The organism is Vibrio sp. 10N.222.52.C3 (assembly GCF_041474195.1).
Lineage (GTDB): Bacteria > Pseudomonadota > Gammaproteobacteria > Enterobacterales > Vibrionaceae > Vibrio > Vibrio crassostreae_C.
Map to the genome: position 1 here is coordinate 1 of NZ_JBFRTQ010000180.1, position 11,772 is coordinate 11,772.

Genomic DNA, 11,772 nt, shown 5'->3' on the forward strand with positions numbered 1-11,772 from the left:
GCAGTATGAGCAGCGATTAACTAATGCGATACTAGCTCAGTTGGTAGAGCGCAACCTTGCCAAGGTTGAGGTCATCGGTTCGAACCCGATGTATCGCTCCAGCTTTCTTCTAAAAAGCTATTAAGACTCTTTAAACCACCGTGTTTTTCTTTAGATCACAGAGTTTAAAGGCGACCACAAAGGTCACGCTCTTTCTTTAATGCTGCGAAGCATAATCCCCCCAAAAAGCAAATAATCCTCCATCATGGTGGATATTTTTTTGTCTTAAATTTTTCTTAGCAACTGAAATGCTAGTAAATATCAGGTCTCTGAAGCAGACACTTGAGGTTTTTCACATCTATAAACAGACTTATCCACAAAATGTTAGGTGTGGATAACTTGGTTGATAAAGTTGTTTCAGGCTTAATTCTTTACCTATCCCTAAAAGATCTTTCTTTTTTTCAATATATTAGATGAATTGCAGCGATCGTAACTTGTTGTTTTTTATCAAGTTGGATGCCTATCTTGGATTTAATAAAAGATCGTTAACTTGTTGTTTTTTGATCTTAATCATTTATCGGTACTGTGTTTAACTTTGCTCGGGTGTCGGAAGTTTACGAGAGTTCTGAATTTTTTCCACATTGTTAGAATTGAGAACAAGGTCAAACATTGTTCTAAAATTATGTGCAACGAGTTGTCTTAAATATTGGACTATCGATGTGGGTGTCGCTGTCAATCGTTGATACCAAAAGGGCTAGGCGTCTCTTGGTAGTCCTTTCTCTACTATACGTATTAGTCTGTGCTTTTTGGTGGAGATTTTGCTGTTACTTTTTTGCACACAGCTATTTTTCTGCGTAGAGCTATCTTCTTGCACACTGCTAGCGTTGGGTAACTGCTGTAGTTGTTTATTCAAAGCCCACTCAATATGCACATCAAGCATTTCGTTTTTGCCTTGATGAGACTCCAGGGTTTCAATAATGCGTTGTTGAAATGGTGCATTGCCCATCGCAACAAAGATATTGCGTAACCACTGGGTGTGGCCGATACGTCTGATTGCTGAGCCTTCCATTTTCTTTAGGAAGGTTGCTTCGTCCCAACTTGAAAGTGAAACCAGATCGGCTTCTTGGAAATCTTCTCTGCGGTGAAAGTCTGTTTGCTCTGTGAGTTCGGCATGACGATTCCACGGGCAAACTAACTGACAATCATCGCAACCGTAGATACGGTTACCAATGGCATCTCTATACTCTTCAGGGATCACACCATCATATTCAATGGTTAAGTACGAAATACATTTGCGCGCATCAACCACGCCATCAGCAATAATGGCACCCGTTGGGCAAGAAGTGATACATGCGGTGCATTTGCCGCACTCATCAACACTGGGTTCATCCGTGGGAAGAGGGATGTTAACTAACAGCTCCCCTAGAAAGAACCAAGAGCCAGCGTCTTTATCAAGAATTAATGAGTGTTTACCTGTCCAGCCCAACCCTGCTTTTTGAGCGAGTGGTCTTTCCAAAATGGGCGCTGAATCGACGAAAGGGCGTGAGTCTAAACCCTCGACCTCTTTTTCAATTCTTTGTCCTAGCTTTTTCAACTGGTTACGGAACAATTTGTGATAGTCGCGGCCTAAAGAATAGCGGCTGATGTAGCCTTGAGTGGTATCGCTTAGGTTAGAGGCGAACTGAGCTTCTGGTGGTAGGTAGTTCATTCGAGCGCTGATCACTCGAATTGTGCCTGGGTGAAGTTCATCAGGACGTGCACGCATCATCCCATGTCGAGCCATCCAATCCATTTCGCCGTGGTTGCCAGCATCTAGCCATGCTTGAAGAGGGGCTTCGTGTTCACTTAAATCAACATCGCAGATGCCAACTTTTTGAAAGCCCAGCTCTTTTCCCCAGATTTTAATTTTTTCAGCAAGATGGTCTAGATTCATGGCTTATTTCTTATTTTCTCTGTTTTACAATTAGAGATAAGGCTAATTAAAATTAGGTTCGGCAAAAATGGGGGCGGATCTTAACGGATCTTAGTGGTGTTGACCAGAACAGACGCGTTTTGAGCAGTATTTTTCATAGAACTTACACTTGAGTGCTTGTCTCCCAAAAGCATCACGGTTTACTATTCTTGTTCTTTTGATTTTTATATAGTCAACGATCGATTTTTAGAGAACGTATTCATGAGCACGAAACAATTTACTTTGAAAGATGAACAAGCAACGATTCAACTAGGAACGGAGCTTTCTAATCTTTGCTCACAGCAGACGACTATTTATCTGCATGGTGATCTTGGCGCAGGCAAAACGACCTTTAGTCGTGGCTTTGTAAAAGCACTTGGCCATCAAGGAAATGTAAAAAGCCCAACGTATACTCTAGTTGAACCTTATCAACTTGCAGATTGGCAGGTGTACCACTTTGACCTTTATCGCCTAGCAGATCCTGAAGAGTTAGAGTTTATGGGAATTCGTGACTATTTTACGCCGGATGCTATCTGTTTGGTTGAGTGGCCTGAGAAAGGTTATGGGATGCTACCAGAAGCCGATTTGGATATTGATATTCGTTATCAAGACGATCACCGTGTTGTTTCTTTAACCGCTAATAGTGAATACGGACAGCGCTTACTTAGTCAGTTGGAGTTATGTTGATTTCTAAACGCCTTATTTCAACAGTGGCCATGATGGCTGCTGTTTTTTCTATACTGTTTTCTTCACTTGTTTCTGCAAACTCACTGAAAAGTTTAAGGGTTTGGCCTTCTCCAGAAGAAACTCGTGTGGTTATCGACTTAAAATCAGAAGCGGACTTTAGCTATTTCACCCTGAGTAGCCCGAGTCGCTTAGTGGTTGATTTAAAAAATACCAGTCTTGCGACTAAGTTACCGGTCGAGGTGAAAGACAGCCCTGTTCTATCTAAGATTCGTAAGAGCTCACCGCCAGACAAAAACACCTATCGCTTGGTTTTTGAGTTAAAGAAGTCGTCTAAAGCAGAATTATTCAAACTGAGCCCGACCCCAGGTGGTCAGTATGGACACCGTTTGGTGATCGACTTACCTCATGGTGCGGCAAGTAAAGCGACATCGACACCGAGTAAGCCAACGGTAAGTAAGAACATTAATCAGGTTAAGCGCCAGAAAGATATTCTAATTGTGATTGATCCTGGCCACGGTGGTGAAGACCCAGGTTCGATTGGTCCTACGCGTAAATACGAAAAAGACGCGACTCTGAGTATTTCTAAGAAGTTAGCAGCTCAACTGAATGCGGTCCCGGGGATCAAAACTCGTATGACTCGTAATGCTGATTACTTTGTGAACCTGAATCGACGTGTTGCGATTGCTCGAGAGAATGAAGCTCACCTGTTGATCTCTATTCACGCCGACGCCTTTACGACGCCTCAACCAAGAGGTGGTTCGGTATTTGTGTTGAATACTCGACGTGCTAACACCGAGATCTCACGCTGGATTGAGAATAAAGAGAAACAGTCTGAATTGCTTGGTGGTAGCGGTGCAGCGTTCACAAGCAATATTGATGATAAGAACGTAAACCAAACCCTGCTTGATTTGCAGTTTAGCCACTCTCAAAAAGAGGGCTACAAACTGGCAACGGCAATTCTGTCTGAAATGGGTAAGGTTGCGAAACTGCACAATAGCAAGCCGATTAACACCAGCTTAGCAGTATTACGTTCACCACAGATCCCATCAGTACTGGTAGAGACAGGTTTTATTTCGAATCCGACGGAAGAGAAGCTTCTTTTCCAACGTTCGCACCAAGATAAATTGGCACGAGCAGTGACTAAAGCGGTGGTTAAGTATTTGAAGGCTAACCCGCCTGAAGGGATTATTTTGTCTAACGCAACGTCATCAACGGGCAGCGTGAGCCTACATAAAGTCTCTCGTGGCGAGTATTTGTCTGTGATTGCGAGCAAATATGGTACGTCGACACAGACGTTGATGAAGTTCAACAATCTGAAATCGAGCAGCCTAGCAATTGGCCAAGTACTTAAGATTCCAGGCAGTGCTTCAACTTCATCATCAAGCAGTGCGGTTAAAACGAAGACCATCACTCACACGGTTAAGTCTGGAGAGTACCTAGGTAAGATCGCCAGCCGCTATAAAGTGTCGGTGGCTGATATTAAACGTGAGAACCGTTTGAAATCAGAGACGGTGAGAGTAGGCCAAAAGTTACGTATTACGGTTGAAGTTAAAGATGTTCCTCTGCGCAAACACAAAGTTGCAAGAGGTGATTACCTTGGCAAGATAGCTTCGAAATACGGCGTGAGCGTCAACAGCATTCGCCAAGCGAATAAGCTAAGATCTGACAGTCTAGCTATCGGCCAAGTGTTGATTATTCCTCACAAGTAGTCTTGGGAATGCTAAACAGCTTCAGGTATATCAATGATAAAAAATAAGAACTAGTGCAAACGTAGCAGCGTTTCCATCAATGGCAGTAAGGTAGCTATAAATATGACGATCAAAATACTGCCAGCTCGGTTAGCTAACCAAATCGCAGCGGGTGAGGTGGTAGAAAGACCCGCTTCTGTTGTAAAAGAGTTGGTTGAGAACAGTTTGGATTCGGGTGCCACTCGTATCGATATTGATATCGAGAAAGGTGGCGCCAAGATGATCCGCGTTCGTGACAATGGTAAAGGCATCGTAAAAGATGAGCTTGCCTTGGCACTGAGTCGTCATGCTACCTCCAAAATCCACACTCTTGATGACCTAGAGGCGATCGTCAGCCTCGGTTTCCGTGGTGAAGCGCTGGCGAGTATTAGCTCGGTTGCGCGCTTAACCATGACGTCACGCCCTGCCACTCAAGATCAAGCTTGGGCAGCACACAGTGAAGGCCGTGATATGCAGGTGAAACTGCAGCCTGCGGCGCATCCTATTGGCACTTCGGTTGAGGTGTTGGACCTGTTCTTTAATACGCCAGCACGCCGCAAATTCTTACGCACCGAGAAAACTGAATTCACCCATATTGATGAGTTGCTTAAACGCATCGCATTGAGTCGTTTTGATGTGACGATCAACCTTCGTCATAACGGCAAGATGATTCGTCAGTACCGCGCTGCAAAAACACAAGTTCAAGCAGAAAAGCGAATCGCTGCGGTATGTGGCAATCCTTTTGTTCGTCATATGCTTAAGATCGAACTTGAGCATCAAGGCCTAAAACTTCATGGCTGGATCACCACGCCAGAAGGAGCAAGACAACAAAGCGACCTGCAATACTGCTATGTGAATGGTCGTATGATGCGTGACAAGCTGATCAACCATGCGATTCGTCAAAGCTACGAAACCAGCCTGCGTCCAGACCAATTCGCGACGTATGTGTTGTTCATTGAACTCGACCCACATCAGGTGGACGTGAATGTCCACCCTGCAAAACATGAAGTGCGTTTTCATCAAGCGCGCCTTGTGCATGACTTTATTTACCAAGCATTGAGTGATGGTTTAGCGCAGAGCAAGCAGATCGATGCTGCACCAATCAATCAGTCGGCTTTTCATCAGTCAGAAGTGATTCATCATCAGCAAGATAGTACGAGCTCTGCAGTTGATGGTGTTGCAAGTTTCGCTGAGCCAGAAAGCGTAATGCCTAGCAGTTCGGATCAAACCCAAGTTTCGGATAGGGTGCGACACGCTATTGAGCAAACGCCTGCCTACCCGAGAAAAGCAGAATCAGAGCACGCTTTTGATAAGCCTCAACACAGCGTTAATGATGGTGGGCGACACTATGCTCCATCAACCAGCTCAAGTTCATCTGCTGGCCGAAGCTCGGCTACTAGTGACAGCAGTTTTACCGGTTCCTCTCGCCAAGAGTGGATAGAGTCTCGACCTGAACCTAAAAAAGAGAAAGAGCCACACCAACATCATGGTGAACCCGCGCCCTCTAAGCGAGAAGTGAAAGCCTATAAAGAGCTTTTGAAAACGCCTGATTTTGATGATCAAGTTGTACAGCCTTCATCTTCTCAAGAGCATGTGGCACCAGTAGAAACCAGAGACAACTTAGAAAATAAAGAAAATAAAGAAAATAAAGAAAATAAAGAAGCTAAGCCTGCTCAACAGAATCCTGTTCATTTAAAGCCAAGAGCAGCAGTGACGGATTTGGGGAAAGCGGTCTCGGTTGTTGAACGTCAATATCTCGTGATGGGCAACAAGAATGGCTGTGTTTTGGTTTCCTTAGCTAAGGCTGAATTATTACGTGTTGTTGGTCAGCTTGATACTCGAGGTGGCGCGTTAAAAAGCCAACCGTTATTGGTGCCTTTATCGATTAAGCTGGGTAGTGAACTTGTCGAAGTTGCTAAGGCGCTGAGTCAAACTCTGGCATTACTGGGGATTGAGCTTAAGGCGCGAAACAGCGAGGCGGTAATGGTGATGGGCGTGCCTTCTCCTTTAAGGCAGCAAAACTTACAAATTTTGATCCCAGATCTGTTATCTTACGCGGCTTCAATAAATGCCCAGGGTGCAGTGAAGCAACCTAATGACATGTTGTCAGCTTTGGTTAACTGGATCGGGATTCAAACCGCACAAGTAAAAAGCGACTACACTTTATCTGAAGCGGTTCAACTAGTTGGGGAACTAGAACAACTTTGGCATGGTCTACTTCCATTAGATGATCCAGAGTTTGTTAATCCTATCGACTTTTCAGCGACTATAGCCGCGTTTACGGTTTAATTTTTTCGCGACGACCTTTGTCTTTTTAGCTGAATACGTCGCGACACAAAGCCCTTTGCTAAAAAGCGCTAAAACAGAGAAGCAAATACAAAATATCATGACTGAAAAATTACCTTTAGCGTTGTTTTTAATGGGCCCAACGGCGTCAGGAAAAACAGATTTAGCTATCCGCTTACGTCAGAAATACCCTGTAGAGATCATCAGTGTCGATTCGGCATTGATCTACAAAGACATGGATATTGGTACCGCTAAACCGGATGCGGAAGAGCTTGCGCTCGCGCCTCATCGCTTGATTGATATTTTGGATCCAAGCGAAGCGTATTCTGCGGCAGATTTTCGTCGTGATGCGATCAATGAAATGAATAAGATTGTAGCGGAAGGCAAAATCCCGCTACTTGTTGGTGGCACAATGCTGTACTACAAAGCATTGTTGGAAGGTTTATCGCCATTACCAGCAGCGGATCAAGAGATTCGTAAGCAGATTGAAGCGGAATCTATCGAACAAGGTTGGCAGGCATTGCACGATCAATTAAGAGAGATAGATCCCGTATCCGCTGAAAGAATACACCCAAATGATCCACAAAGGCTTTCAAGGGCATTGGAAGTTTACCGAATTTCGGGTAAAACATTAACAGAGCTAACTCAAACGAAAGGCGACAGCCTGCCATTTCGTGTAAAACAATTTGCAATAGCTCCCAAGGAAAGGACTGAACTCCATCGCCGCATTGAGCTGCGTTTCGAGAAGATGATAGAAGCGGGATTTGAAGATGAAATGAAGGCGTTGTACGCCAGAGAAGATCTTCACCCTGAACTGCCATCGATCCGATGCGTTGGTTATAGGCAGATGTGGGATTATTTAGACGGTAATTGTGATTTAGACGAAGCGGTTTTCCGTGGTGTCTGTGCAACCCGTCAGTTGGCCAAGCGACAAATCACCTGGTTGCGCAGTTGGGATGATTTAACTTGGTTAGATAGCGAAAACATTGATCAAGCGTTAGAAACTCTTTCAGATGCAATAGCATCTGATTAGTATTGCTGTGTATAATGTGATCGCTTTTGCGTGAATATACTCTGGAAAGGATCCGTTATTGAGGCTTTTAAAAATCACAGCCTTTCAATAACAACGGAGTTTTTTTATTCATTTAGCTCAGATGCAAAGGCCGCACCTTTTTGTGCACCACTAGCTAAATAATTACAACAAAATACAAATAAGGAAAATAAAATGGCTAAGGGGCAATCGCTACAAGACCCATTCCTAAATGCACTCCGTCGTGAGCGCATTCCAGTCTCTATCTATCTTGTTAACGGCATTAAGCTGCAAGGTCAGATCGAGTCTTTCGATCAATTCGTGATCTTATTGAAGAACACAGTAAACCAAATGGTTTACAAGCATGCGATTTCTACTGTGGTACCTGCTCGCGCAGTTAGTCACCACAGCGGCGAGCAACGCACGCCATCTGATCGTCCAGAGAAGACTGAAGATTAATCGTTCAATTTGTACAGCTTGCGCTGTAATAAGGAGTTGGTTGCTTGTTTGACCGTTATGAATCCGGCGAGCGAGCCGTACTTGTTCATATCAACTTCACGCAAGAGGGAGAATGGGAAGATCTAAGCGAATGTGAAATGCTGGTCTCCTCAGCGGGGGTAGAAACGCTACAAGTGATTACTGGTAGCCGACAATCCCCACTCCCTAAATACTACGTTGGAGAAGGTAAAGCCCTAGAAATCGCACAAGCTGTTCAGCTAACCGGTGCTGAAATTGTGATTTTTAACCACTCCCTCTCTCCTGCCCAAGAGCGCAACCTCGAGCAATTGTGTAAATGTCGTGTGATTGATCGCACGGGTTTGATCTTAGATATCTTTGCACAACGTGCGCGAACTCATGAAGGTAAGCTACAAGTTGAGCTCGCTCAGCTTCGTCATATCTCTACTCGACTGATTCGTGGTTGGACTCACCTTGAAAGGCAGAAAGGTGGTATTGGTCTTCGTGGTCCAGGTGAAACTCAACTGGAAACCGATCGACGTTTGTTGCGTGACCGTATAAAGGCAATACTACGTCGTTTAGCGAAAGTCGCTAAGCAGCGTGAACAAGGACGACGTGCTCGTAATCGAGCTGAAATCCCAACAATTTCTTTGGTTGGTTATACCAACGCAGGGAAATCAACACTTTTCAATCGCATCACAAGTGCTGGTGTTTATGCGGCAGACCAACTGTTTGCAACCCTAGACCCAACACTACGTAAGATTGATTTGGCAGATGTCGGGCCTGCAATTCTCGCAGATACCGTAGGTTTTATCCGTCATCTACCACACGACTTGGTCGCTGCGTTCAAGGCAACATTACAAGAGACGCAGGAAGCTGACATTTTGTTACATGTTGTTGATGCCAGTGATGACCGTTTTCGTGAGAACATTCAGGCTGTTCATGAAGTATTAGAAGAAATCGATGCTCATGAAGTGCCAACCCTTGTAGTCATGAACAAAATTGACTGCATGGAAGACCAAAAACCTCGAATTGAAAGAGACGAAGAGGGCGCACCTCGCGCTGTTTGGGTTTCTGCAATGGAAGGAGAAGGTATTGAGCTACTGTTTGAAGCTTTAACTGAGCGTTTAGCTAGCCAGATGGTTCAATTCCGGTTGTGTATTCCACATCAACATCAGGGTCGCATTCGCAGCTTATTCTTCGAGATGAAATGTATTCAACAGGAAGAGTATGATGAAAATGGTAACTTGTTGATAGATATCCGAATGCAACAAATAGATTGGTCTAAACTTGAAAAAAGAGAAGGGGCGCTCTTAGGTGACTTTATCGTTACCAAAGAGACTGCTACAGTATAACGTCATATCAAATGATGGAGCTTTCTAATGGCGTGGAATGAGCCTGGAAATAACAACAACGGCGATAATAACGGCCGCGATAATGACCCTTGGGGTAATAAAAATAATCGCGGCGGCCGAGATCAAGGACCGCCAGATCTAGACGAAGTGTTTAATAAACTAAGTCAAAAGTTAGGTGGCAAGTTTGGTCAAAAGGGTGGCAACGGTAACGGGCCATCTATTGGTGGTGGCGGTGCAATTGGCTTTGGTGTCATTGCCGTTATTGCTATTGCTATCTGGTTCTTCGCTGGTTTCTACACCGTTGGCGAAGCAGAAAGAGCAGTAGTACTTCGACTGGGTCAGTTCGACCGTATCGAAGAACCTGGTCTTAACTGGCACCCACGCTTCATCGATGAAATCAGTGATGAGCAACTAGTAAACGTTCAAGCGATTCGTTCTCTACGTGCTGCTGGCACGATGCTAACGAAAGATGAAAACGTTGTGACCGTTGAAATGGGTGTTCAATACCGTGTTTCTGACCCATACAAGTACTTGTATCGTGTAACGAATGCAGACGACAGTTTACGCCAAGCAACCGATTCTGCGCTTCGTGCGGTAATTGGTGACTCACTAATGGATAGTATCCTGACAAGTGGTCGTCAGCAGATTCGTCAAAGCACTCAAGAAACGTTGAACCGTATTATTGATAGCTACGACATGGGTATTCTGATTGTTGACGTGAACTTCCAGTCAGCACGTCCACCTGAGCAAGTGAAAGATGCATTTGATGATGCTATCGCGGCTCGTGAGGATGAAGAGCGTTTTGAACGTGAAGCTGAAGCTTACCGAAATGACATTCTTCCAAAAGCAACAGGTCGTGCTGAGCGTTTGAAGAAAGAAGCGGTGGGTTACTCAGAGCGCACAGTTAATGGTGCTCTAGGTCAAGTTGCTCAATTCGAGAAACTGCTACCTGAATACCAAGCTGCTCCTGAAGTAACACGTAACCGTATGTACCTAGATACAATGGAAAAAGTGTACTCAAGCACATCGAAAGTCCTGATTGATTCTGAATCAAGCGGTAACTTGCTATACCTACCAATTGATAAGCTAGGCGCACAAGGTGGTTCTCAGTCGGGCTCTCGCCCTGCAAAAGCATCATCAACTTACGATCAAATTGAGTTAGAAACTCAAGCGGATCCAAAGCCTAGCACTCAAACTCGTTCAGACAGTTCACGCCAAGGGAGATACTAATAATGCGTAAATTAATGATCCCTGTATTAGTTGTGACGATTGCCCTTCTATTGATGTCAGTGTTTGTGATTCAAGAAGGTGAGCGTGGCATGGTAATTCGTTTTGGTCGAGTTCTCGATGACAACGGCGTATCACGAATCTATGAACCAGGTCTGCACTTTAAACTACCGATGTTTGATCGCGTAAAAGTACTTGATGCTCGTATTCAAACGATGGATGGCCGTTCTGACCGTTTCGTAACATCAGAGAAAAAAGACGTTCTAATTGATACTTACGCAAAATGGCGTATTGCTGATTTTGGACGTTTCTATCTGAGTACCGGTGGCGGTAATATCATGACGGCAGAAGCACTTCTTGAGCGTAAAGTGACAGATGTTCTTCGTTCTGAAATTGGTTCTCGTGAAATTAAGCAGATCGTGTCAGGCCCTCGCAACAAGGACATCCTGCCAGACTCTGCTGATAGCGAAGTCGTCACAACGGTAGCGGCTGCAGAAGCACTAGAAGTTGATGGCGAACGCGATAAGATCATGGAAAACGTTTTGTCTGGAACGGCAGAAAGTGCGATGGCTGATTTAGGTGTTGAAGTTGTTGATTTCCGTATGAAGAAGATTAACCTTCCTGACGAAATCAGTGAATCTATCTACCGCCGTATGCGTGCAGAACGTGAATCGGTTGCTCGTAGACACCGTTCTCAAGGTCGTGAGAAAGCGGAAGTTATCCGTGCTCAAGCTGAGCTAGAAGTGGCAACAGTTCTTGCTGAAGCTGACCGTACAGCTCGAATCACTCGTGGTGATGCGGATGCAGAAGCAGCGAAGATCTACTCTGATGCGTTCAGCAAAGATCCTGAGTTCTACGGCTTCATGCGTTCATTGCAAGCTTATGAGACATCATTTAGCGATAAGAGCGACATTCTAGTACTGGATCCGAAGACTGACTTCTTCCAATACATGAATCAAGCAAGCGGCGCTCCAGCAAAATAAGCTGATGCGTTAGCGAATGCTTAGCTTAATAAGCAAAATACGTTAAAACTTAAAAGGCTCCCATTGTGGGAGCCTTTTTGTTTGTGCGCCG

9 protein-coding genes and 1 tRNA gene are annotated in these 11,772 nt (G+C 44.6%); 9 read left to right on the top strand and 1 reads right to left on the bottom strand.

What is annotated here, in order from left to right; genetic code table 11:
- Positions 1-25 precede the first annotated feature (25 nt).
- Positions 26-101, top strand: a tRNA-Gly gene (locus AB4517_RS21370).
- 632 nt (positions 102-733) lie between these two features.
- Here the strand turns inward: AB4517_RS21370 and queG are convergent.
- Entirely contained in the window at positions 734-1,912 is a 1,179-nt protein-coding gene (gene queG, locus AB4517_RS21375) for a tRNA epoxyqueuosine(34) reductase QueG (RefSeq protein ID WP_017059922.1), read from the bottom strand.
- A 240-nt stretch (positions 1,913-2,152) separates the two neighbouring features.
- Here queG and tsaE point away from each other — a divergent pair, with 240 nt between their 5' ends.
- From tsaE to hflC, 8 genes are all read left to right on the top strand, one after another.
- Positions 2,153-2,617 carry a tRNA (adenosine(37)-N6)-threonylcarbamoyltransferase complex ATPase subunit type 1 TsaE gene (gene tsaE / locus AB4517_RS21380; RefSeq protein WP_017059923.1) on the top strand — a complete coding sequence of 155 codons (465 nt, stop codon included), beginning with the start codon at positions 2,153-2,155 and terminating at the stop codon, positions 2,615-2,617.
- On the top strand, positions 2,611-4,326 hold the full coding sequence (locus AB4517_RS21385; RefSeq protein WP_229648343.1) for an N-acetylmuramoyl-L-alanine amidase: 1,716 nt from the start codon (positions 2,611-2,613) through the stop codon (positions 4,324-4,326). Before tsaE ends, AB4517_RS21385 begins: the two co-directional genes overlap by 7 nt.
- A gap of 102 nt (positions 4,327-4,428) precedes the next feature.
- Positions 4,429-6,633 (top strand): DNA mismatch repair endonuclease MutL, encoded by a 2,205-nt coding sequence (gene mutL / locus AB4517_RS21390; protein ID WP_372149871.1) that lies wholly within the window; start codon positions 4,429-4,431, stop codon positions 6,631-6,633.
- Positions 6,634-6,730: 97 nt separating this feature from the next.
- Positions 6,731-7,663, top strand: coding sequence for a tRNA (adenosine(37)-N6)-dimethylallyltransferase MiaA (gene miaA / locus AB4517_RS21395; protein ID WP_048612708.1), 933 nt, complete (start codon positions 6,731-6,733; stop codon positions 7,661-7,663).
- A gap of 192 nt (positions 7,664-7,855) precedes the next feature.
- Complete coding sequence (hfq, locus tag AB4517_RS21400; protein WP_017059927.1) at positions 7,856-8,119, top strand: RNA chaperone Hfq; 264 nt, start codon at positions 7,856-7,858, stop codon at positions 8,117-8,119.
- A 44-nt stretch (positions 8,120-8,163) separates the two neighbouring features.
- Positions 8,164-9,471 carry a ribosome rescue GTPase HflX gene (gene hflX / locus AB4517_RS21405; protein ID WP_017059928.1) on the top strand — a complete coding sequence of 436 codons (1,308 nt, stop codon included), beginning with the start codon at positions 8,164-8,166 and terminating at the stop codon, positions 9,469-9,471.
- A gap of 27 nt (positions 9,472-9,498) precedes the next feature.
- A complete protein-coding gene (hflK, locus tag AB4517_RS21410; RefSeq protein ID WP_372149874.1) occupies positions 9,499-10,701 on the top strand; it encodes an FtsH protease activity modulator HflK in 1,203 nt (400 codons plus the stop codon).
- Positions 10,702-10,703: 2 nt separating this feature from the next.
- Positions 10,704-11,681, top strand: coding sequence for a protease modulator HflC (gene hflC, locus AB4517_RS21415; RefSeq protein ID WP_017059930.1), 978 nt, complete (start codon positions 10,704-10,706; stop codon positions 11,679-11,681).
- Positions 11,682-11,772 lie beyond the last annotated feature (91 nt).

Coding starts and splice junctions, on each gene's coding strand:
- hfq (WP_017059927.1), top strand. CDS start 7,856: ATGGCTAAGGGGCAATCGCTACAAGACCCATTCCTAAATGCACTCCGT.
- hflC (WP_017059930.1), top strand. CDS start 10,704: ATGCGTAAATTAATGATCCCTGTATTAGTTGTGACGATTGCCCTTCTA.
- hflK (WP_372149874.1), top strand. CDS start 9,499: ATGGCGTGGAATGAGCCTGGAAATAACAACAACGGCGATAATAACGGC.
- miaA (WP_048612708.1), top strand. CDS start 6,731: ATGACTGAAAAATTACCTTTAGCGTTGTTTTTAATGGGCCCAACGGCG.
- AB4517_RS21385 (WP_229648343.1), top strand. CDS start 2,611: ATGTTGATTTCTAAACGCCTTATTTCAACAGTGGCCATGATGGCTGCT.
- queG (WP_017059922.1), bottom strand. CDS start 1,912: ATGAATCTAGACCATCTTGCTGAAAAAATTAAAATCTGGGGAAAAGAG.
- tsaE (WP_017059923.1), top strand. CDS start 2,153: ATGAGCACGAAACAATTTACTTTGAAAGATGAACAAGCAACGATTCAA.
- mutL (WP_372149871.1), top strand. CDS start 4,429: ATGACGATCAAAATACTGCCAGCTCGGTTAGCTAACCAAATCGCAGCG.